Raw genomic sequence first — 21,504 nt, forward strand, 5'->3', positions numbered from 1 at the left:
CGCGCCGCGACTTGAACGCCCGCGCGGGATGGAGTAGGTGTCTGTCCGTGACCGTTCCCGGGCCGGGTCGAGGTATCGCCCCCGTTTTCCCGACGGAACGGCCAGCCTTGATAGTGGGGGAACACCGCGGATGGCGACCAAGTCTCAGGCACTCCTGGCGGGGGCGGGTGCCCTGGCGGCCGTATCCGTCGGCACCGTGCCGGCAGCACCCGCGCACGCCGATGCGCTGTTCAACATGCTGGCCGGCTCGGCGGCCGCGGTCGTCGCGGCGGGCCTGGTGGGGGACGCCATTCGCGGCAACGATATCCTCGCCTCGGGGCCGGACGAGCCGTTCCGTGTGACCTTCGGCGTCGGCGGCCATAACGTCTACGTGGACAACGGGGAAGACGACGGCAACGAGACCACCGGCATGATCCGACTGGAGGCCCGGCTGCCCTACAAGCTGTGGCGGTTCACGCCCTTCACCGGGATCGAGGTCAACCACCTGGGCTCGGTCTACGGCTACGGCGGCTTCGGGCTGGACGTGTACTTCGGCGAGAACTTCATCGTCACGCCCAATGCGGCCCTCGGCCTGTACAGCGCCGGGGCCGGCCGCGACCTGGGCTATCCGCTGGAGTTCCGCTCGGGCATCGAGGCCGCGTGGCAGTTCGACGACGGCAGCCGGCTGGGGATCGCCGCGCACCACATCTCCAACGCCGACCTGGGTGACAGCAACCCGGGCGTGGAGAACGTGACCCTCAACTATTCGATCCCGTTCGACTCGCTGTTCGGGAACTGACGGCCCGAATCGCCGGATGCGGGACCGCTTGCGGCGGCTTGCGCCTTCGGCGCGAAGCCGCCCTACGGACGGCCCGAACGGCCTGTGCGAGCCTGTAGGGCGGATTAGCCCGGCATCGCCGGGCAATCCGCCGGATGCGGGACCGCTTGCGGCGGCTTGCGCCTTCGGCGCGAAGCCGCCCACCGGAGACCGGCGCGCAGCCGGCCTCAATCCGCCGGGACGAACAGGAACGACCGCGCGATCTCGTTGGACAGTTGCCCGTTGCGGGTGACGAAGTCGGTCAGGAAGCGATGCAGGCCGCGCCGGGTCACGTCCTGGGGCCGGTCGTAGCGCAACCGGGAGTACATCTGCCCGGCCATGCGCTGGCATTCGGGCTCGGCGCTCAGGGTCTCCAGGATCGGCACGATCTCGGCGTAACAGGCGTGCAGCGCGCGCGGAAACTCCCGCCGCAGCACCAGCAGGTCCACCACCTGGCGCGGCTTGATGCTGTCGCGGTAGATCATGCGGTAGGCCTTGAACGCCGACAGCGCGCGCAGCAGGGCGCCCCACTGGTAGTAGTCCACGGCCTCATCCGCCTTGTCCTCGTCCGGCACCAGCACGTGATATTTCACGTCCAGCAGGCGGGCGGTGTTGTCGGCGCGCTCCACCATCACGCCCAGGCGGGTGAAGAAGTAGGCGTCGGTGGTCAGCATGGACCCGCCGATGACCCCGGCGAACAACTGGCTGCGCTCCTTCACCCACTCGAAGAACTCGCGGTAGCCCAGCTCGACCAGCCGGGAATACTGGATGTCCTGCATCTCCAGCCAGGTGCTGTTGATGGATTCGAACACCTCGGTCGGCAGCATGTTCCGCTCGGCCCGGGCGTTCTCACGCGCGGCCCGGACCGTGCTGCGGATCGACGACGGGTTGTCCGGATCCAGCGCCATGTAGGCGATGACGTGCCCCGCGCTGACATCCGCGTACTTGGTCTCATAGTCCTCGTGCTGGCCGGAGATGACCAGCGCCGGCAGCCACTCGCGCGAGGCGTCCTGGCCGCCCGGCAACTGAGACATGCGGTGGCTGACGTCCAGGATGCGGGCCATGTTCTCGGACCGCTCCATCATGCGGGCCATCCAGTAGAGGTTTTCGGCGGTCCGGCTCAGCATGATATCAGCGCTCCAGCACCCAGGTGTCCTTGGTGCCCCCGCCCTGCGACGAGTTCACCACCAGCGAGCCCTCGCGCAGCGCGACCCGGGTCAGGCCGCCGGGCACGACCGTGGTCTTCTCGCCGGTCAGCACGAACGGCCGCAGGTCCACATGACGCGGCGCGATGCCCTGGTCCACGAAGGTGGGGCAGGTGGACAGGGCCAGGGTGGGTTGGGCGATGAAGTTGCCCGGATCGGCCATGATGCGCTCGCGGTAAGCGCTGATCTCCTGCGTGCTCGCCTTGGGGCCGACCAGCATGCCGTAGCCGCCGGAGCCGTGGACCTCCTTGACCACCAGGTCGGCCAGGTGGTCGAGCACGTACTTGCGGTCGGACTCGCGCTTCAGGAACCAGGTGGGCACGCTGGCCAGGATCGGCTCCTGCCCCAGGTAGAAGCGGATCATGTCCGGCACATGGTGATAGATCGCCTTGTCGTCAGCGATGCCCGTGCCGATGGCGTTGGCCAGCGTCACCCGGCCCTTGCGATAGGCCGCGAACAGGCCCGGCACGCCCAGCATGCTGTCCGGGCGGAAGGCCTTGGGGTCCAGGAAGTCGTCGTCGATGCGGCGATAGATCACGTCCACCCGGCGCGGCCCCTTGATGGTGCGCATGTAGACGGTGTCGTCCTCGACGAACAGGTCCTGGCCCTGCACCAGCTCCACGCCCATTTCGTCGGCGAGGAAGGCGTGCTCGAAATAGGCGCTGTTGAACTGCCCCGGCGTGAGCAGCACCACGGTCGGGTCCTCGTCGCGCGCGGGCGGAGCCACATAGCGCAGGTTCTTCAGAAGCTCCTGGGGATAGTGGTTCACCGGGGCGACCGAATAGGTGTCGAACAGGTCCGGGAACAGCCGCATCATGACGTCCCGGTCCTCCAGCATGTAGGAGACACCGGAGGGCGTGCGCAGGTTGTCCTCCAGGACGTGGAACTCGCTTTCGCCGGTGCGCACCACGTCGATGCCGCCGATGTGGACATACACCCCGCCCGGCGGCGTGAAGCCCTTCATCTCCTCGCGGAACAGGTCGTTCTGAAGGACCAGATCGGCCGGGACCTTGCCGGCCTTCAGGATCTCCTGGTCGTGGTAGACGTCGTGGATGAAGCGGTTCAGCGCCTCGATGCGCTGGCACACGCCCTTGGACAGCACCTTCCATTCGTCGCGGCTGAGAATGCGCGGGATGACGTCGAAGGGGATCAGGCGTTCGCTGCCCGCCGCCTCGCCGTAGACCGCGAAGGTGATGCCGATGCGCCGGAACAGCATGTCGGCCTGGGCATGCCGGCGCGACAGCAGGTCGTCCGGCATCTTCTTCAGCCACTTGGCGTAGGTCTGATAGGGGGCGCGGACCTTGGTCGCGGTCTTCTGCATCTCGTCGAATGCCGCCGATGCCTTCGGCCCCATGGTCTGCCCCCTCTGCCCCGATCCACCCGCAAGGCCCCGGCCCGTCGGGTGGTGCGCCCCGATCGCGCCCCGGAAAAAGGCTGCACCAGTGATGAGTTTCCCGTCAATTGGAAATGCGTGCCTGCAAAGGAGGCACCCGGGCCGCTGGTCCCTCGCTCCCGCGTCTGGTACTGCTGGGGCAGCCCGCGCCGCCCCCGGACCCTCATGAAGATCAAGCCCGCCAGCATCCCCGGATTCCTCAAGCGCCCCGACCCGGCCGCGCGGGCGGTGCTGGTCTATGGCCCGGACCGGGGGCTTGCGCGCGAGCGGGTGGATGCCCTGACGCGCACGGTGGTGGCGGACATCGCCGATCCCTTCCGCGTGACCGAGGTCCCCGCCGCACGGCTGACCGAGGACCCGGCCCGGCTGGCCGACGAGGCCGCCGCCCAGTCCCTGATGGGCGGGCGCCGGGTGGTGCGCGTGATGGACGCCGGCGACGCCTTCACCCGCACCCTGACGGCCTTCCTGGAGGACCCGCCCGGCGACGCCCTGGTGGTGGTGATGGCCGGCGACCTGGGGCCGCGCTCCAGCCTGCGCAAGCTGTGCGAGGGCGCGGACGCCGCCGCCGCCCTGCCCTGCTATGCCGACGACGGCCGCGCGCTGGAGGACGTCATCCGCGACACCGTGGCCCGCCACGGCATGTCGCTGGAGCGGGACGCCATGGCCTTTCTGCTGGGGCACCTGGGTGGCGACCGGCTGCTGACCCGCGCCGAACTGGAAAAGCTGGTTACGCTGAAGGGCGAGCCGGGCGAGATCACGCTGGACGAGGCATCCGCCTGCATCGGCGACAGCGCGGCGCTGGGGCTGGATGACCTGTCCATGGCGGTGGCGGACGGCGACGACGCCCAGGCGCAACGGGTGTTGGACCGGCTGCTGAAGGGCGGCACCGGGCCGATCCCGGTGCTGCGCGCGGTCTCGCGCCACTTCCAGCGGCTGCATCTGGCCGCCGGCGGGGTCGCCGCCGGGCGCTCGCCGGAGCAGGCGGTCTCGTCCCTGAAGCCGCCGCCGATCTGGAAGCACAAGGACCGCCTGACCGCCCAGGTCCGGCGCTGGGACGGGGCGCGGCTGGGCCAGGCCCTCGACCTGCTGCTGGAGGCCGAGGCCGACTGCAAGAGCTTCGGCCCGCCGCCGGAGGTGGTGTGCTCGCGCGTGCTGCTGCGTCTGGCCCAGGGGGCGAGACAGGGCGCGCGGACCGGCCGGGGGCGCGGCCGGTAGCGGGGATCAATCCGGCGGGGCCAGCCGCACCAGCCGACCGTCGGCGGCGTCGGTCAGGAGGTACAGCGCGCCGTCCGGTCCCACCTCCACGGCGCGGATGCGGCCCAGCGCGTCCTTCAGCAGCCGTTCCTCGGCGATCACCTCGCCGTCCTCCATCTCCAGGCGGGCGAGCAGACGATACTTGAGCGCGCCCACGAACACGTCGCCGCGCCAGTCGGGAAAGGCGTCGCCGTCATAGATGGTCATCCCCGACGGCGCGATGGACGGATCCCAGTAATACACGGGCTGTTCCATGCCGGGCTTGTGGGTGCCCTCGCCCATGGGGGTGCCGTTGTAGTTCATGCCGTAGGTGATGACCGGCCAGCCGTAGTTCGCGCCCGCCTCGGCCACGTTGAGTTCATCGCCGCCGCGCGGGCCGTGCTCGTGAAACCAGATCACGCCCGTGTCCGGGTGCGCGTCCATGCCCTGGGCGTTGCGGGTGCCGTAGGCGTAGATCTCGGGCCGCGCATCGTCGCGCCCCACGAAGGGGTTGTCCTCCGGCACCGAGCCGTCCGGGTTCAGCCGCAGCAGCTTGCCGGCCAGATCGGTGAGGTCCTGGGCGCGCGGGCGGTCACCGCGCTCGCCGGTGGTCACGTACAGCGTGCCGTCGCCGCCGAAGGCGAGCCGGGAGCCGAAGTGCCGTCCGCCCCGGCCCACCGGCACGGCGTCCACGATCACCGTGACGTCGCGCAGGGCATGGGCGGCGCGGTCGAAGACGGCGCGCACCACCCGGGTGTGGGCGGCTCCCCGACCGTCCGGATGAGAGAACGACAGGTAGATCCAGCCGGTTTCGGCGAACGCGGGATGGGCCACCACGTCCAGCAGCCCCCCCTGCCCCGTGGACCACACCTCCGGCACGTTGGCGATCGGGCGCGGGTCCAGCGCGCCGTCCGCCCACAGGCGCAGGGCGCCGGTGCGTTCCGTAATCAGGGCGGCGCCGTCCGGCAGGAAGGTCAGGCCCCAGGGATAGGAAAGCTGGTCCGTGAGCACCGTGACCGTAAAGGCGTGCTGCTCGGACTCCACCGTGCGGGCGGCCGCGGGGGGCGCGCTCCAGGGGCCCAGAACGGCGAGCGCCGCCACGGCCGCGCCCAGCGCGGCGCGGATCCGGGGAGCGGCGGAGCGGGTCGGTCGATGCGGCATGGCTGGCCTCCGGTGTCCCGTGATGTCGGCCGACGGAGGGGCTTCCTTTTCGTCGCCGATCAGCATGACAAGGGCGGCGCGCCAGACGACGCGCCGCCCCTGAAGCGGGATATGGGAAGCCCGGCCCGGTTGGGAAGTGGTCCCACCGGGACGGGGCTCGGACCGGCCTACTGCGCCGGGGTGGTGGCGTCCAGCCCCGGCGTGGGAGAGGGCGCGGCGGCCGCCTGCTGGCGGGCGCGGGCCAGGGCGTCGCGGGCCTCCTCGATGCCCAGGAAGGGCTCTTCGGCGTTCACGGCCTGCTCAAGTCGCGTCACAGCGCCGTGCGGGTCACCCAGCTTCAGCAGCGCCAGCCCGAGGTGATACTGGGCCTCCGGCATGTCCCCCTTCATGGCCAGCGCCCGCTCCAGGTAGGCCTGGGCCTGACGGGCATCGCCGAGACGCAGCAGCACCGCGCCGATCGAGTCCAGCAGGTAGGGGTTCTGGGCCCGCTGGTACGGGTCGAGCAGCGCCCGGGCTTCGGTCAGTTCGGCCGTGTTCTGCGGCTCCAGCGCGGCCAGCAACGACGCGTAGTTGTTGACCGCCAGGGCGTTGTCCGGATACGTGGTGGCCGCTTTGCGGAACGTCGACAGCGCGGCCCGGTGGTCATCCTGCGAGGCCTGCAGCGAGCCCAGTTCCATCAGCAGAAGAATGCTCTCGGGCGCGGCCTCCAGGCCGTCCTTCAGGGTCGCCATGGCGGCGGCCATGTCGCCGTCCGCGCGCTGGGTCCGGGCCAGCCCCACATAGGCGCGCGGCGCCTGCGGGGCGAACTCGAGGGCGACCCGGAAGCTCTCGGCCGCGTCCTCCGGCTGGCCCTGTTCCAGCAGAAGATCGCCCTCAAGCTGGGCCAAGGCCGGGTTTTCCGGCATTTCGGTCCGGATCGAGGCCAGATGGTCGAGCGCCCGGTCGGGCTGGCCCGCGGCCATCAGGGCGCGCACACCGCCGGTGATGGCGACCATCGAGTCGGGCGACTGGGCGCGGACCGCCTCGAAGCCCTGGAAGGCGTCCTCGTAGCGGCCCTGCTGGTGGCGCAGGCGCGCCAGCAGAAGCTGGCCCACGTTGTCCTGCTCTGGCAGGGCCTTCAGGGCGGCAATGGTTTCCTCGGCGGTGTCAAAGCGGCCCTCGGCGGTCAGCAGCGAGGCCTTGGCCCCCAGCAGTCCGGCCGCGTCCGGCGTGACACCCAGCGCCCGGTCGAGCGTGTTGAGCGCGCTCTGCGGGTCGCCCTGACGGGCCTGCAGCGAGGCCAGGGTCTGCAGCGCCTCGGTATCGGAGGGATTGACCCGGACGAGGCGGTTCAGGGTCTGGGTGGCCAGGGCCGCATCGCCCTGGGCCAGTTCGACCCGGGCCAGCAGCGCCAGGGCCTCGGTGTTTTCCGGGTTGCCGCGCAGCACGGTGCGCAGGTCGGAAACGGCGGCTTCCAGGTTGCCGTCGTTCACGTTCATCTGCGCCTGCACGAACCGCGCGCCGGTGTTCTCGGGGTCGATCTCCAGGACCTCGGCGATCAGGCGGTCGGCCTCCTCCCGGTTGCCCTCGGACAGGGCGAGCCGGGCGAGCGCGGTGCGGGCGTTCAGGCCGTCCTCTTCCGTGCCGGCGCGCTCCACGATCTCGGTCAGGGTGGCGCGCGCGGCGTCGAAGCGCTCGGACTGGAACTGGGTTTCGGCCAGGGCAAAGCGGTAGACGGAGGCGTCCGGCCGGGCCTCGATGCCGGCGCGCAGTTCCGCGATGGCGGCGTCCGGTCCCTCCAGGCCGTTGAGCATGCTGGCCAGCATGAGGCGCGCGTCTTCGGGCGCCACATGGGCGGCGATGGCGTTGCGCAGCACCTGGATGGCGCCCTCGGTGTCCTGGCGCTGCAACAGGAAGCGGGCCAGATCGGCGCGCGGCTGGAACTCGTCGGGCGACTGGGCGATGACCTGGCGGTACTGGGCCTCGGCCTCGTCCAGCTTGCCGGTCTGAACCAGCAGGCGGATCAGCAGGGCCTGGAGGGTGTTTTCCTCGGGCTTCTCGGCCAGGGTCTGGCGCACCCGCTCGATGGCCTGGTCCGGCTGGTCGCGCTCGAACAGGATGCCGGCCATGATGGAGGTCGCCTGCACCGAGTCCGGCTCCTCGGCCAGCACCTCGGCCGTCAGGCGCTCGGCCGTCTGCAGGTCGCCGTCCTTCAGGGCGATGCCGGCGCCGAGCATGCGCACCTCCCGGTCCTCGGGGGCCAGGGTCAGCAGCGTTTCATACTGCGCGCGCGCCTGTTCGACCTGATTGCCCAGAAGGGAATACTGGCCCATGCGCAGGCGGGACTTCACGTGGGTCTCGTCCATCTGCGCAACGGTGTTGAAGAACCGATAGGCGGTCCGGTAATCCTCGTTCTTCTCGGCGATCATGCCCAGATAGTAGATGCTTTCGGCATCCTTCGGGTTGATCTGGAGGACGTTGCGGAACTCGACCCCCGCCCGGGAGTAGTCCCCGGCCTCGAACAGTTCCTTGCCGCGCGACAGGTATTCCTGTTGCAGCGTTTCCGGATCGTCGCAGGCGGTCAGGGCCAGCGCGAGACCGCCGACCAGAGCCACGTGACGGGTCGTCTTCAGAACGGTGCCAAGAGCGGTCGTGAGAGAGAGCATGGGTCTGCGGTTCCTCGGTTCTGGGGTCCGACACGACGAGGCGGCCCGGGGATCGCGCGCGCTCCACCGATGGCCCGGGGCGGCCCCGGAACGGGACCGGGGGCGGCGTCATCGGCTCCGGTGATACCTGCCCCGCCTCAACCAATCAATTCCAAACGCGGCCGACACGCCCGTCGGCAAGGGTCGGTGGCTCAGCGATGGTCGATCGCGCGGTCATTGCGTCGGCAGGCGCACCATCTTGCGCCAGAAACTCTCGATTCCCTGGACCACTTCGATGAACCGATCGAAATCGACGGGTTTGACGATATAGCAATTGGCATGAAGATCGTAGCCGTGCTGGATGTCCGACTCCGCCTGCGAGGTCGTCAGCACGATCACGGGCGTGCGTTTCAGGTCGGCATCCTGCTTGATCTCGGCCAGGACCTCCCGGCCGTCCTTGCGGGGCAGGTTGAGGTCCAGCAGGACCAGATCCGGCCGCGGCACGTTGGCGTAATGTCCCTGACGCCGCATGAAGGCCATCGCCTCCAGCCCGTCCTGGACCACATGCAGCCGGGTTTCCGATCCTCCTTCCTTGAAGGCCTCCGAGGCGAGTCGTGCATCGCCCGGGTTGTCCTCGACAAGAAGGATGTCCATAACCGTTCCGAACTCCGTCACGCGGCGGCCCCGGCCCTGCCGGCCTGGCCCCTGAGTCCACAAGCCTGAGGAGAGAGAACCAGCCGAAACGCGGTTCGGCGGTTCCTGACGCCAATGAAGCCCAGGGGTCCCGCGCTCTCCAAGCCGGAGTCTTAGCACGCGGCGGCCCGTCCCGAGAAGAACCGGATCGTGTTTTTCCCGGACCGTTTGGCATCGTACATGGCGGCGTCGGCGGCTTCGACGAGCCGGTCCTGGCTGACCCCGTCGTCCGGGATCATGGCGATGCCGATGCTGGCGGTCAGGTGCGTGCCGTCGATGTTGGCGGCGAACGGCTTCCGGATCTCGTGGACCAGCTTTTCCGCCACCGCCGCCGTGCTGTCGCGGCCCGTCACCTCGGGCAGGATGACCACGAACTCGTCGCCGCCCAGACGGGCCACCTCGTCGGAGATGCGCACCGAGCGGCGCAGGCGCACGGCGATCTCGCGCAGCACCGCGTCTCCCACGGCATGGCCGCGGGTGTCGTTGATGGCCTTGAACCCGTCCAGGTCGATGAACAGCAGCGCGGCCTCGCGCTGGTAGCGCGAAGCCTGCTCGATGGTGCTGGTCAGCAGGCGGTTGAAGAGTTGGCGGTTGGCCAGGCCGGTCAGCGGGTCGGTGGTGGCTTGGCGCAGCAGGTCCTGTTCGGCCCGCCGGCGGAAGGTGATGTCGCTGAAGATGGCCACATACCCGGCCGTGCCCCCGGCGGCGTCGGTCACCACGTTGATGCGCAGCCATTCGGGATAGATGCGGCCGTCCTTGCTGCGGCCCCAGATCTCGCCCTCCCAGGCGCCGGTTTCGCGCAGTTGGCCCCACAGGTCCTCGTAGAACCGGGGTTCGTGCACGCCCGCATGCAGGATGTTCGGGCGCGTGCCCACGATGTCGTCGGCGGTGAAGCCGGTCACGCGCGTGAACGCGGCGTTGACGCGAACCGCGCGCCCGGCCGCGTCGGTGACCATCATGCCGGTGTCGATGTTGCGGAAGGCGGCCTCGGCCAGCAACAGGCGCTGGTTGGCCCGCTGCCGCTCCACCGCGTAGAGGATCGCGCGCTTGACGGTCTGGCCGTCGCCGCGCCCCTTGATGAGGTAGTCCTGCGCGCCGCGCTGGACGGCGCCGATGGCCACCTCGGTCGTGTCCAGGCCGGTCAGGACCACGATGGCGATGTCGGCGCGAGCGTGGTGGATCGTCTCCAGCGTGCCCAGACCCCGCGAATCGGGCAGGCTGAGGTCCAGCAGGATGACGTCATACGATTCGCGCGCCAGCAGGCCCAGGGCCTCGGCCAGCGTCGAGACGTGCGTGAAGGACAGCGCCGTCCCGTCCGCCTCGTCGAGCAGATACTGGATCAGATGCGCGTCGGCCGCATGGTCCTCGACCAACAGGCAGGAAAGCCCCTCATGCGTATCCATCGCTCGTTGCCGCCGCCGAGCCGCCCCTCCGAAGGCAGCCGTGATTGAAAGATGGACGGGCGCTCGGGTCCACCGTGTGCCCCCGTCAGCCCCCCGTCCCCCCGGCGCCATCCCGGCCGGGCGCGGATTGCCCGGGTTCAGCCCCCCGAGTCTTCAAACGTCATGGATCAAGGGCCGCGTCACCCCGCCGGTCGCGGACTCCATAACGGTGGAGTCCGGCCTGTCCGGTGTCGCAGCCCCCTGGCGGTGCGCCCCGCGTTCCGAACCCCGCGAGGAGCGGGCGCGCGGGCCGTTCTTTCCCGCGCACGCTCGATGTCCGTGCTGTTCCGTCCGCCCGTTCCGCCCCCATGCCACGAACCGCGCGGGAGCAAGGCGGACCAATTCTTAACTCTTCGTTTCAGATACAACCCGACAGACTGGAACCGGTCAAGATCAAAGGTGTTCCAATGAGCTCCGGTCCCTCGGCCCCGCCCGACGCGCGCCTCTCACGCGCTCTTGGGGCGCGCGCCCGGCTCGGAGTCGTCGGCCAGGTTCAGGTCCGCCGCCTTCAACGCCTCGGCCTGACGGGCCGCCAGCCGGTCCACGTCGAAGTCGTCGATCAGGTTGCGGAACATCTGGTGCCAGTTGATTTCCGCCTTCAGATGCAGGAACACCGAGCCCAGCCCGATGGCCGCGCGGTCCATCAGCACGAATTCGCGCGGCGGCTTGACCCCGCCCAGCTTCTTCAACTTCTCGTGCACGCCCTCGGCCACGGATCGGCCCTGGTTGCCGCCGTGGGTTTCCTGGATGCGGCGGGTGCGGTCCTCCATGAGGGGGGCATAGATGAACCGGGCCCAGAGGTTCAGCACTTCGATCAACTCACGGTCCAGGTCGTGGAAGCCCCACAATTCGTAGGCGTGAACGGCCCGGTCATAATCCTCGTCGCGCAGGGCGAAGAACAGATCGATGACACCCTTCACGAAGTTGGGCCGGAAGACGCGAATCGCGCCGAAATCCAGCAGGTTGATGCTGCTGTCCTCGCGGACCGTGTAGTTGCCCAGGTGCGGATCGCCGTGGATGACGCCGTATTCGTAGAACGGCACGTACCACGCCCGGAACATGTTCATGGCGATCTCGTTGCGAACCTCGGCGGGTTCATCCACGAACGATAGCAGCCGGGCGCCGTCCATCCAGGTCATGGTGAGCAGCCGGCGGGTGGACAGCTCCGGAATGACGCGCGGCACGTGGACGGTGGGCACCTTGTCGAGCATGTGCCGGTACAGCGCCATGTTCCGGGCCTCGCGGGCGTAGTCCAGTTCCTCGCGCAGCCGCTCGGCGATCTCGGCGTGGATGTCGCTCGGGTCGATGGCGGTGTCGTAGCGGCGGTAGAGCGTGATGATCCAGCGGAGCTGCTTGAGGTCCGCCTCCACCACCGAGGCCATGTCCGGATACTGCAGCTTGCAGGCCAGCGGCGTGCCGTCGTGCAGGGTCGCCTTGTGCACCTGCCCCAGCGAGGCCGCCGCCGCCGCGGTGGGCTCGAATGCGCCGTAGCGGGACTGCCAGTCGGCCCCCAGTTCGGTCTTCATGCGCCGGCGCACGAACGGCCAGCCCATGTGCGGCGCGTCCGCCTGCAACTGGGACAACTCACGCCCGACGTCCTCGGGCAGCGCCTCCGGGATGGTGGACAGGATCTGCGCCACCTTCATGAGCGGCCCCTTGAGCCCGCCCAGCGCCTCGCGCAGCTCCTGGCCCTGGCGGCTCTTGTCGAACTTCATGCCCAGGTAGCGCTCGCCCGCCGCGCGGGCGGCGAACCCGCCCATGGTGGTCGACACCTGGGCATACCGGCGCACGCGCCCGCCGATGTTGTTGGCTTCGCGTCTGTCGTGTTCGGCCATGTCAGGCGACCTGCTCCAGTTCGTCGATGAAGCCCTTCAGCACGCCCAGCCCCTGACGCCAGAACCCGGGATCGCCGGCGTCGAGCCCGAACGGCGCCAGCAGTTCGCGGTGCCGCAGGGTGCCGCCGGCCGCCAGCATCTCCAGGTACTTGTCCTGGAAGCCCGGCACCGAACCCGACTGGTAGACGGCGTACAGGCTGTTCACCAGACAGTCGCCGAAGGCGTAGGCGTAGACGTAGAAGGGCGTATGAATGAAGTGCGGGATGTAGCTCCAGAACACCCGGTAGCCGTCGTCGAAGTCGAACGCCGGCCCCAGGCTTTCGGCCTGAACCTCCATCCAGATGTCGTTCAGGCGCTCCTCGGACAGGGCGCCCTCGCCCCGCTCGGTGTGCACCCGGCGCTCGAACTCGTGGAAGGCGATCTGCCGCACCACGGTGTTGAGCATGTCCTCCACCTTGCCGGCCAGCATGGTGCGGCGGCGGCGCGGATCGGTCTCGGCGTCCAGCATGGCGCGGAAGGTCAGCATCTCGCCGAACACCGAGGCCGTCTCGGCGAGCGTCAGCGGCGTGTCGGCCAGAAGCACGCCCTTGGGCCCGGCCAGCACCTGATGCACGCCGTGGCCCAGTTCGTGGGCCAGGGTCATGACATCCCGGGTGCGGCCCATGAAGTTGAGCAGCAGATAGGGATGGGCCGACGGCACGGTGGGATGCGCGAACGCGCCGGAGGTCTTGCCCGGGCGCGGCGGCACGTCGATCCAGGCGTTGTCGAAGAAGCGCCGGCCCACGTCCCCCATGCGCGGACTGAAGCCGTCGTAGGCCCGCAGCACGGTGTCCCGCGCCTCGTCCCACGAATAGCGGCGGTCCTCGGCGTCGGGCAGGGGCGCGTTGCGGTCCCAGGTCGCCAGTTTGTCCAGGCCGAACCAGCGCGCCTTCATGGCGTAGTAGCGGTGGGCGGTGTCGGCATAGGAGTCCTTGACCGCCGAGACCAGCGCGTCCACCACCGAATCCTCGACCTGGTTGGCCAGGTTGCGGGCGGCCATGGGGTGGGCGTAGTTGCGCCACTGGTCGTCGATCTGCTTGTCCTTGGCCAGCGTGTTGACGATGTGGGCGAACAGCCGCACCTCGCCGGACAGCCCCTTGCCGACGGCCTTGGCGGCGGTCTCCCGCCGCGCCCGGTCGCTGTCGGAGAGCTGGTCCAGCGCCTCCGTCACGGTGCGGGACTGGCCGTCGATGTCGAAGCGCATGTGCGCCAGGGTCTCGTCGAACAGCCGCACCCAGGCGGACCGGCTGGCCACGTCCTTTTCATGCAGCAGACGCTCCATGGCCTCCGGCAGTTCGTGGTCCCGGAACATGCGCAGGTCGCGGAGCCACGGCGCGTAGGCGGCGGCCGCCGGGGCCTTCAGGCGCGCGGCCAGGGCGTCGTCGTCAAGCTGGTTGATCTCCAGCGTGAAGAACAGCAGGTGCGACGAGATCTCCGTCACCGCTTCGTGCATGCCCTGATAGAAGCGCCCGACCTCGGCATCCGTCTGCGCCGTGGCGTGGCGCAACTGGGCGAAGGACATGAGGCGGTAAAGCGTCTCGCTGATGCGCTCGTATTCGGCGATGGCCGCGCCGAGCCCCTCGCCGTCCAGATCGGAGACCGCGCCCATGTATCGCTCGCGGAACGCCCGCGCCTCGGCGTCCGCCCGGTCACGATCGGCGACCAGCGCCGGGTCGTCCGCGCCGCGGTACAGGTCCGACAGGTCCCAACCCGGCAGCGATCCCCCCGTTTCGGACGCCGGGGTCGGATGGCCGGCCGCGGGGCCCCCGCCCTCGGGCAGGCGCCGCGCCATCGGAGTGGAATAGGCCTCGGTCATGCAGCAGTCTCCCTTTTGACGCCCGGGATATGGTGACGCGCCGGGGCCGCGTCCACCGTCGTTTCAGTCCTGACGGTCTCTGCCTCTTGCCTTCCCCGCCGCACCGGGCGATGTACAATGGCACGCCTGAATAGCGCCCAACAGATCAAGACGATCCGGGTTCACGAGGACACCGGATCCGGACCACCGGGAGACTCGTCCGTGTTGTTTTCCAGGAGCCGCGCCGCCGACTTCGATCGGGAGACCGATCTCGTCGGTGTCTTTCTCAATCAGGCCCGCCGGTTCGCCCGCGAGCCCATGCTGTGGCGCAAGGTGGATGGGACCTATACGCCGTTGACCTGGGCCGAGGTGGAGGTCCGGGCCGTCGCCCTCGCCAACGCCCTGCGGGATCACGGCATCGAGCCGGGCGACCGTGTGTCGCTGGTGTCCGAGAACCGGCCGGAATGGATCATCGCCGACCTGGCCATTCTCATGGCCGGGGCCGTGGTTGCGCCCTGCTACGTCACCAACACGGTGGCCGATCACCTGCATGTGCTGGATGACAGCGGGGCGAAGGCGTTCATCGTCTCGACCGCCAAGCTGGCGCCGCGCGCGCTGGAGGCCGCGAGCCAGGCCCACGAGACGCCGGTCATCATCGCCATCGAGCCGCTGCCCCGCCACCAGAACACGGGCCTGGATGTGCTGGCCTGGGACGATCTGGTCACGCGCTACCGGGGCCGACCGCGCCCGCCCACCGTCTCCGCCATCGAGCCGGACGACCTGTGCGCCATCATCTACACCAGCGGCACCGGCGGCACGCCCAAGGGCGTGATGCTCAGCCACGCCAACATCCTGCACAACTGCCGGGGCGCGTATGCGTTGCTGAAGGGCATCGGCCTGGGCAAGGAGGTGTTCCTCTCCTTCCTGCCGCTGTCCCATTCCTACGAACACGCCGCGGGCCTGCACTTCCCCATCTCCATCGGCGCCCAGGTCTGGTTCGCCGAGGGTCTGGACAAGCTCGCCACCAACATGCAGGAGGCGCGGCCCACCATCATGACCGCCGTGCCCCGGCTGTACGAGACCATGCGCACCCGCGTGCTGCGCGGCCTGGACAGCCAGAGCGAGGGCAAGCGCAAACTGTTCTGGCGCACCCACGAACTGGGTCTGAAGCGCTACCACCACCCGGACCGGCTGACTCTCAAGGACCGCGTGGTTGACGCGGTGCTCGACCGGCTGGTGCGCGGCAAGGTGCGCAAGCGCTTCGGCGGGCGCCTGAAGGCCATGGTGGCCGGGGGCGGTCCCCTGAACGTGGAGGTCGGGCTGTTCTTCCATTCCCTGGGCGTGCCCATCCTGCAGGGCTACGGCCAGACGGAATCGTCGCCGGTCATCAGTTGCAACGTGCCCGGGCGGGTGCGGATGCACACCGTCGGGCCGCCGATCCGCGACGTGGAGGTGCATATCGCCGGCGACGGCGAAATCCTGGTGCGCGGCGGCAACGTCATGAAAGGCTACTGGAACAACGAGAAGGCCACGCGCGCGGCCATCGACGCGGACGGCTGGCTGCACACCGGCGACGTGGGTGTGATCGACGAGTACGGCTGCATCCAGATCACCGACCGCAAGAAGGACATCATCGTCAACTCGGGCGGCGACAACATCTCGCCGCAGCGGATCGAGGGCCTGCTGTGCCTGGAGCCGGAGATCGGACAGGCCATGGTCTACGGCGACAAGCGGCCCCATCTGGTGGCGCTGATCGTGCCCGACGAGGAGTGGCTGGGCCGCTGGAAGGCCAAGAGCGGCAAGGAGGGCGATCTGCCCGCCCTGGCCGAGGATCCCGACCTCCGCAAGGCGGTCTCCGACGCCCTGGGGCGGGTCAACGCCAAGCTGGGCCAGATCGAGAAGGTGCGCCGGTTCATGATCGCCCCCGAGCCCTTCACGGTGGACAACGACCAGATGACCCCCACCATGAAGGTGCGCCGCCATGTCCTGCGGGCCGAGTACGGCCAGCGCCTGGAGGCCCTGTACGGGGGGTAGTCCGCTTCGGTCTCCGGGGTCGCATCACCCAAGCCGCAGGGCAACGGGTTCAGGTTAACATGACGGCCTGTTCCGCGCCGCCTGAGCAGGCCTCTCGAGATCCCTCGTCTCGCTTCGCTCACTCGGGATGACACACTAAAATTATAGGATGTCATCCTGAAGCCGCGAAGCGGCTGAAGGATCTCGAGCGTGGGTCTCCGATCCGCTGCAAAGACCTGCGAGAGCGATCCCGTTGCCCTGAGCCCGTCGCCCTGACCCAAGCCGGGCGGGAGTTGTACTCCCGCCCGGACCGTTCCCAAGGAGCCCGGACGTCGTTCCCTCGCCCCCATGGACACCGGAATGACCCCGAAGGCTTCAGCCGATCCGCGCGTCCGTTTTCTCGTTGGAGGTCCCCCATGCTGCACCAGTCCTCCCGGATGATCGCCGTGCCCACGCGCGGCACCGGCTTCGTGGAGATCACCGGCGCGGTGTTGAATTTCGTCGCCGACAGCGGGGTGCAGGAAGGCCTGCTCACCCTGCTGCTGCGGCACACCTCGGCCGGGCTGACCATCACCGAGAACGCCGACCCCGACGTGCTGGCCGACCTGACCGACCGGCTGGCGGTGCTGGCGCCGCGCGACCCCTCGCTGTACCGCCACGGCACGGAGGGGCCGGACGACATGCCGGCGCACATCCGCACCCTGCTGACCAACGTGCAGCTTTCCATTCCCGTGCTGGAGGGCCGTCCCGTGCTGGGCACCTGGCAGGGCATCTACGTGGTCGAGCACCGCGCCCGGGGCAGCCGCCGCGAGGTCGCCGCCCACGTCATCGGGTCGTGACGCGCCAGCAGTTCTCATTTTGGCCGCGCTGCCTCCGAAGGGTCCTGCTGGGAGGTCCAGGCGCGAACCGGACTCCCTCCCCTGGATAGGGGAGGGCTGGGGTGGGGTTGAAAAAGCCCGTGGGGTTGAAAAAGCCCGTGGGGTTGGTGCGGCAAGTGGGGTTGATGCGGCAAGTGGGGGCCGCGCGGACATGAACGCGCCCCCGTCCCAACCTCCCCCCGAAGGGGGGAGGAGAACAGGCCGGCACCGGCCGCAACCGGCGCTCTCCCTCCATCCTGAGAATTGCTGGTGACGCGCCTCCGGCGTTGACGGACCGGGGCGCGGCGTGGCCCTGTTGTCGCGCGCCGATCCGTTCCGCCCCCCAGATCGTAGACAGAGCATGACCGCGTCCCTCGCCCCGTCCTCCGCCCCCGCGCGCCGTGTGCGCCTCGTCCCGCTGCTGTTCCTGGTCGTCTCGCTGGGGCTGCTCGGTGGGGCGCTGGTCATCGAGCATGTCTTCGGGATCGAGCCCTGCGTGCTGTGCCTCTATCAGCGCATCGCGCCGGCGGTGGTGATGGTCCTGGCCGCGCTGGCGCTGGTGCCGGCGATGCCGGGGCAGGCGGCCCGGGTCCTGACCGGCCTGATCGGTGTGGCCTTCGCGGCCAACATGGTGCTGGCCGGCTTCCACGTGGGGGTCGAGCAGCACTGGTGGGAGGGCACGCCGCAATGCGGCGGCGGGGCCTCGGCCCCGCCCAGCCTGTCGTCCAGTCTGGCCGATCTGAACGCGGCGCTGGACGCGCCCGAGATCGTGCCCTGCGATGCCGTGCCGTGGTCCCTGTTCGGGATTTCGCTGGCCGGCTACAATGTCATCATGTCCCTGGGGCTGGCGGTCCTGGCCTTCGCGGCCGTCCGCCGGCCGGCCCGCTGGAGAGAATCATGAGCGACACCCCGTCCCCCGAGACTCCGGCCGCCGCGCCCCGTCGGGGCGGTCACGGCCGCCTGCCCGGCGAGCGCGGTCCGCGCGAGACGCTGGAGCGCCTGATCCGCGTGGATCAGGCCGGCGAGTACGGCGCCGTGCGCATCTACGAAGGCCAGATGGCCGTGCTCGGCCGGCGCACCGCCAACGCCGCCGTGCTCAAGCACATGCGCGATCAGGAGCAGGTCCACCTCGACACCTTCAACGGCCTCGTCCGCAAGCACCGGGTGCGGCCGACCGCCATGACGCCGGTCTGGCACGTCATGGGCTTCGCCCTGGGCGCGGGCACCGCGTTGATGGGCGAGAAGGCGGCCATGGCCTGCACGGTCGCGGTGGAAGAGGCCATCGACGGCCACTATGCGCGGCAAGCCGAGGAGCTGGGCGAGGATCAGGCCGATCTGCGCGAGACCATCCTGCGCTTCCGCGAGGAGGAACTGGAGCACCGGGACATCGGCCTGCGCAACGGCGCCGAGGAGGCGCCCGGCTATCCCCTGCTGTCGCGGGCGATCAAGGGCGGCTCGCGCCTCGCCATCTGGATTTCCGAACGCCTGTAGGCGGACCCGCGCCGGGCGGCCCCGGTTGCGCCGCGACACCGATCGCCCCACATGGGGGGGTGACTGAGCGGGCACGGCCGCGCGCCCGCGCCCAAAAGGGTGCGACCGGAGTCGGGATGAACCGGCGCCGGGACGTGTCCTGTATGACCGCGCACTCGAACGTCGAACGGAAGGCATCCATGGCAGAGAACGACACGACCTCAACTGGTGACGTCTCCCGCCGTCTGATCGACGCCGCCCTGGGCCTTGCCGCCGAGGACGGCTGGCGCCGCCTGACCATGGCGGCCATCGCCGAGCGGGCCGGCGTGCCCCTGAACGCGGCGTTGCGCGTTCATGGCTCGCGCAATGAAGTCCTGCGCGCCATGGGCCACCATGTGGACGCGGCCATGCTGGACGAAGCGCTGACCTTCACCGACCAGGACGGTCCGCGGGACCGCCTGTTCGACATGCTGATGCGCCGCTTCGACGCCCTGTCGCCCTGGCGCGCCGGGCTGGCCGCGATCATCAAGGACCTGCCGGCGGACCCCGGCACCTTCGTGGTGTCCATGCAGGGGGTCTACCACTCCATGGGCCTGGCGCTGGAGGCGGCGAGCCTGCCGGCCGACGGCTTCGGCGGTCTGGCCACGCGCAAGGGGCTGGCGGCGGTCTACCTGTCCACCATGCGAGTCTGGACCGAGGACGACACCGAGGACCTGTCCCGCACCATGGCGGCCCTGGACAAGAACCTGGACCGCGCGGAAAGCGTCGTCGGCACCCTGTGCCGGGTGATCCCCTGCCGGGGCAAGGGGCGGGGCAAGGGCAAGGGCAAGGCGGCCCCCACGCCGTCGCCCGACGCCGATCCCGCCTGGACCCCGGAGGACGCCCCCGGGCCCGACGACCGTCCGTCATCGGGACACGCCCCAGCGTGACGCGCGGGACCGGATCCCGCACTACACCATTACGGGTTTGTGCAGTGCACAAAATCCCGTTGACTCCGGCGGGAACTGTTTTTAAGGTGTAATCGTTACGGCGTGGGCCGGGGCATGTGGCCGACAGGCCGAAACCAGCCCCGGGCGCCCGCGCTCCCCCGCCCCCGCTTCCGGACCAGTCGGAGAGAACCAATGGCAAAGCAGCCCGAATTTTTCGATTTCGACTTCACCAAGTATCTGGCCGACATGAAGGTTCCGGGTGTGGACCTGGACGCCATCATGGCCAGCCAGAAGAAGAACGTGGAAGCCCTGACCAACGCCAATCGTCTGGCGTTCGAGGGCATGCAGGCGGTGATGCAGCGTCAGGCCGAACTTCTCCGTCAGAGCATGGAAGAATACGCCAAGACCGCGCAGTCCATGGGCGACATGAAGGACCCGCAGGACGCCATTGCCCGCCAGACGGACATGGCCAAGATGGGCTTCGAGCGCATGATCTCCAACATGCGCGAGATGTCGGAACTGCTGGCGAAGTCCAACAACGAGGTCTTCGAACTGCTGAACAAGCGGTTCACCGAAACCCTGGATGAAATGAAGGGGATGATGGACAAGGCCGAGGCGGGCAAGCCCGCGCCGAAGAAGCCCGCGGGTGGGTCCAGCGCCTCCTGATCTCCGGATGCCTGAAGCGGCCCGGGGTCCGGGCCGCGCGTAAAGGAGGCCGTCGTTCCATATCGGGGCGGCGGCCTTTTTCCATCGGGCCGTCCTGTGGCATCATCCTGCGGCATCCCGGGGGTCCGAACCCTCTTGGTTCTGCCGCCGTGCCGGGTGTAAAACCGGATCCATGCCGATATCGTCTCGCTCCGACCGACCGGACCCCATGGCCCTTTCCGTCCCCTTTGCGATGCCCGCGTTCCAGCCCGGCTGGGTCTGGCTGGTGGGCGCCGGACCGGGGGACCCCGGTCTGCTGACCCTGCACGCCGCCCACGCGCTGGCCCAGGCCGACGTGGTCGTGCATGACGCCCTGGTCAACACCGACGTGCTGGCCCTGGCCCCCGCCCACGCCGAGATCGTGTTCGCCGGCAAGCGCGGCGGCAAGCCCTCGGCCAGCCAGCCCGACATCAGCAACCGGCTGATCGCGCTCGCCCGGGCGGGCCGGCGGGTGCTGCGGCTGAAGGGGGGCGATCCGTTCATCTTCGGACGCGGCGGCGAGGAGGCCCGCGCCCTGGTCGCCGCCGGCGTGCCGTTCCGGGTCGTGCCCGGCATCACGGCCGGCATCGGCGGGCTGGCCTATGCGGGCATCCCGGCCACCACGCGCGACACCAACGCGGCCATCGCCTTCGTCACCGGCCACGCCGCCTCCGGCTCGGTGCCGGACACCCTGGACTGGACGGCGCTGGCGCGCAGCGCGTCGGTCATCGTCATCTACATGGCGGTCAAGCACCTGCCGATCATCGTCCAGCGCCTCATGGACGGCGGCCGCTCGCCCGACGAGCCCCTGGCCTTCATCTGCTCGGCGACCACCCCGGACCACCGGGTGGTGGTCTCCACCCTCGGACGCGCGGTCGCCGACCGCGATGCCCACGGGGTGGCGGCTCCGGCCGTGGTGGTGGTGGGCGAAGTGGTGCGGCTGCGCGAACAGCTAGGCTGCTGGTGGGACCCGGCCGACCTGGGGGCTTTGCTGGCGGACGTGGCGGCCGAGTGAAGGGGAGCCGCGCGACAGGGTTCCGAGTCCAGATGACAGGGGTGTTATGGTTCGTGCCCCATCACGAGATCCTTCGCGCCCTTAGGGCGCTCAGGATGACACACTCTCTATTAAGAGTGTGTCATCAACTCAGTTTGTGGCGGGTTCGGGCTGAGGCCGGAGGACCGCGTTTGCGATGGTGACGAGCTTTCTGGCAACGGCGAGGAGTGCGCCTTTTGGTGTCTTTTTGTTTCCGATAAGCCGTTCGTAGAAGGCCTTGAGGTCGGGGTTGTATCGCACGGCGGAGAGCGCGGCCATGAAGAGCTTGGATCGCAAGGCGC

17 protein-coding genes and 1 pseudogene are annotated in these 21,504 nt (G+C 69.4%); 9 read left to right on the forward strand and 9 right to left on the reverse strand.

Annotated features, from left to right (window positions below; translation table 11 throughout):
* Positions 1-130: 130 nt before the first annotated feature.
* Positions 131-778, forward strand: a complete 648-nt coding sequence (locus GHC57_RS07220) for an acyloxyacyl hydrolase (protein ID WP_153342676.1) — start codon at positions 131-133, stop codon at positions 776-778.
* Between the two features lie 206 nt (positions 779-984).
* Here GHC57_RS07220 and GHC57_RS07225 read toward each other — a convergent pair whose 3' ends face one another.
* A complete protein-coding gene (locus GHC57_RS07225; RefSeq protein ID WP_153342678.1) occupies positions 985-1,923 on the reverse strand; it encodes an alpha-E domain-containing protein in 939 nt (312 codons plus the stop codon).
* Positions 1,924-1,927: 4 nt separating this feature from the next.
* Positions 1,928-3,355 (reverse strand): circularly permuted type 2 ATP-grasp protein, encoded by a 1,428-nt coding sequence (locus GHC57_RS07230; protein WP_153342680.1) that lies wholly within the window; start codon positions 3,353-3,355, stop codon positions 1,928-1,930.
* A 204-nt stretch (positions 3,356-3,559) separates the two neighbouring features.
* On the opposite strand from GHC57_RS07230, the gene holA reads away from it, so the two are divergent.
* Positions 3,560-4,609, forward strand: coding sequence for a DNA polymerase III subunit delta (gene holA, locus GHC57_RS07235; protein WP_153342682.1), 1,050 nt, complete (start codon positions 3,560-3,562; stop codon positions 4,607-4,609).
* Positions 4,610-4,615: 6 nt separating this feature from the next.
* Here holA and GHC57_RS07240 read toward each other — a convergent pair whose 3' ends face one another.
* The 6 genes from GHC57_RS07240 to GHC57_RS07265 all read right to left on the reverse strand — a co-directional run bounded on the left by GHC57_RS07240 (position 4,616) and on the right by GHC57_RS07265 (position 14,213).
* Entirely contained in the window at positions 4,616-5,788 is a 1,173-nt protein-coding gene (locus tag GHC57_RS07240; RefSeq protein WP_153342684.1) for a PQQ-dependent sugar dehydrogenase, read from the reverse strand.
* 167 nt (positions 5,789-5,955) lie between these two features.
* A complete protein-coding gene (locus GHC57_RS07245) occupies positions 5,956-8,433 on the reverse strand; it encodes a tetratricopeptide repeat protein (protein WP_153342686.1) in 2,478 nt (825 codons plus the stop codon).
* A gap of 213 nt (positions 8,434-8,646) precedes the next feature.
* Entirely contained in the window at positions 8,647-9,066 is a 420-nt protein-coding gene (locus tag GHC57_RS07250) for a response regulator (protein WP_153342688.1), read from the reverse strand.
* Between the two features lie 152 nt (positions 9,067-9,218).
* Positions 9,219-10,508, reverse strand: a complete 1,290-nt coding sequence (locus GHC57_RS07255) for a diguanylate cyclase domain-containing protein (RefSeq protein WP_153342690.1) — start codon at positions 10,506-10,508, stop codon at positions 9,219-9,221.
* A gap of 485 nt (positions 10,509-10,993) precedes the next feature.
* On the reverse strand, positions 10,994-12,382 hold the full coding sequence (locus tag GHC57_RS07260; protein ID WP_153342692.1) for an ABC1 kinase family protein: 1,389 nt from the start codon (positions 12,380-12,382) through the stop codon (positions 10,994-10,996).
* Between the two features lies 1 nt (position 12,383).
* A complete protein-coding gene (locus GHC57_RS07265; protein WP_425500657.1) occupies positions 12,384-14,213 on the reverse strand; it encodes a M3 family oligoendopeptidase in 1,830 nt (609 codons plus the stop codon).
* Positions 14,214-14,438: 225 nt separating this feature from the next.
* Here GHC57_RS07265 and GHC57_RS07270 point away from each other — a divergent pair, with 225 nt between their 5' ends.
* The 7 genes from GHC57_RS07270 (at position 14,439) to cobA (ending at position 21,184) form a co-directional block, all read left to right on the forward strand.
* Positions 14,439-16,250, forward strand: coding sequence for an AMP-dependent synthetase/ligase (locus tag GHC57_RS07270; RefSeq protein ID WP_343031137.1), 1,812 nt, complete (start codon positions 14,439-14,441; stop codon positions 16,248-16,250).
* A gap of 395 nt (positions 16,251-16,645) precedes the next feature.
* Positions 16,646-17,068, forward strand: a complete 423-nt coding sequence (locus tag GHC57_RS07275) for a secondary thiamine-phosphate synthase enzyme YjbQ (RefSeq protein WP_153342698.1) — start codon at positions 16,646-16,648, stop codon at positions 17,066-17,068.
* A 379-nt stretch (positions 17,069-17,447) separates the two neighbouring features.
* A complete protein-coding gene (locus tag GHC57_RS07280; RefSeq protein WP_153342700.1) occupies positions 17,448-17,987 on the forward strand; it encodes a disulfide bond formation protein B in 540 nt (179 codons plus the stop codon).
* Entirely contained in the window at positions 17,984-18,577 is a 594-nt protein-coding gene (locus GHC57_RS07285) for a demethoxyubiquinone hydroxylase family protein (RefSeq protein WP_153342702.1), read from the forward strand. The genes GHC57_RS07280 and GHC57_RS07285 overlap by 4 nt, the downstream gene beginning before the upstream one ends.
* A 179-nt stretch (positions 18,578-18,756) precedes the next feature.
* Positions 18,757-19,485 (forward strand): TetR/AcrR family transcriptional regulator, encoded by a 729-nt coding sequence (locus GHC57_RS07290; protein ID WP_170294739.1) that lies wholly within the window; start codon positions 18,757-18,759, stop codon positions 19,483-19,485.
* Between the two features lie 192 nt (positions 19,486-19,677).
* The gene (locus tag GHC57_RS07295) at positions 19,678-20,151 is read left to right on the forward strand and encodes a phasin family protein (RefSeq protein WP_153342706.1); all 474 of its coding nucleotides are present in this window, start codon (positions 19,678-19,680) and stop codon (positions 20,149-20,151) included.
* Between the two features lie 208 nt (positions 20,152-20,359).
* Positions 20,360-21,184, forward strand: a complete 825-nt coding sequence (gene cobA, locus GHC57_RS07300; RefSeq protein WP_153342707.1) for a uroporphyrinogen-III C-methyltransferase — start codon at positions 20,360-20,362, stop codon at positions 21,182-21,184.
* A 129-nt stretch (positions 21,185-21,313) separates the two neighbouring features.
* On the opposite strand, the pseudogene GHC57_RS19510 reads toward cobA, so the two are convergent.
* Positions 21,314-21,504, reverse strand: a pseudogene (locus GHC57_RS19510) (IS110-like element ISEc32 family transposase); the annotation flags it as partial.

The organism is Roseospira navarrensis (assembly GCF_009601025.1).
In the GTDB taxonomy this organism is placed as follows: domain Bacteria; phylum Pseudomonadota; class Alphaproteobacteria; order Rhodospirillales; family Rhodospirillaceae; genus Rhodospira; species Rhodospira navarrensis.

Coding starts and splice junctions, on each gene's coding strand:
- GHC57_RS07220 (WP_153342676.1), top strand. CDS start 131: ATGGCGACCAAGTCTCAGGCACTCCTGGCGGGGGCGGGTGCCCTGGCG.
- GHC57_RS07225 (WP_153342678.1), bottom strand. CDS start 1,923: ATGCTGAGCCGGACCGCCGAAAACCTCTACTGGATGGCCCGCATGATG.
- GHC57_RS07230 (WP_153342680.1), bottom strand. CDS start 3,355: ATGGGGCCGAAGGCATCGGCGGCATTCGACGAGATGCAGAAGACCGCG.
- holA (WP_153342682.1), top strand. CDS start 3,560: ATGAAGATCAAGCCCGCCAGCATCCCCGGATTCCTCAAGCGCCCCGAC.
- GHC57_RS07240 (WP_153342684.1), bottom strand. CDS start 5,788: ATGCCGCATCGACCGACCCGCTCCGCCGCTCCCCGGATCCGCGCCGCG.
- GHC57_RS07245 (WP_153342686.1), bottom strand. CDS start 8,433: ATGCTCTCTCTCACGACCGCTCTTGGCACCGTTCTGAAGACGACCCGT.
- GHC57_RS07250 (WP_153342688.1), bottom strand. CDS start 9,066: ATGGACATCCTTCTTGTCGAGGACAACCCGGGCGATGCACGACTCGCC.
- GHC57_RS07255 (WP_153342690.1), bottom strand. CDS start 10,508: ATGGATACGCATGAGGGGCTTTCCTGCCTGTTGGTCGAGGACCATGCG.
- GHC57_RS07260 (WP_153342692.1), bottom strand. CDS start 12,382: ATGGCCGAACACGACAGACGCGAAGCCAACAACATCGGCGGGCGCGTG.
- GHC57_RS07265 (WP_425500657.1), bottom strand. CDS start 14,213: ATGGCGCGGCGCCTGCCCGAGGGCGGGGGCCCCGCGGCCGGCCATCCG.
- GHC57_RS07275 (WP_153342698.1), top strand. CDS start 16,646: ATGCTGCACCAGTCCTCCCGGATGATCGCCGTGCCCACGCGCGGCACC.
- GHC57_RS07280 (WP_153342700.1), top strand. CDS start 17,448: ATGACCGCGTCCCTCGCCCCGTCCTCCGCCCCCGCGCGCCGTGTGCGC.
- GHC57_RS07285 (WP_153342702.1), top strand. CDS start 17,984: ATGAGCGACACCCCGTCCCCCGAGACTCCGGCCGCCGCGCCCCGTCGG.
- GHC57_RS07290 (WP_170294739.1), top strand. CDS start 18,757: ATGGCAGAGAACGACACGACCTCAACTGGTGACGTCTCCCGCCGTCTG.
- GHC57_RS07295 (WP_153342706.1), top strand. CDS start 19,678: ATGGCAAAGCAGCCCGAATTTTTCGATTTCGACTTCACCAAGTATCTG.
- cobA (WP_153342707.1), top strand. CDS start 20,360: ATGGCCCTTTCCGTCCCCTTTGCGATGCCCGCGTTCCAGCCCGGCTGG.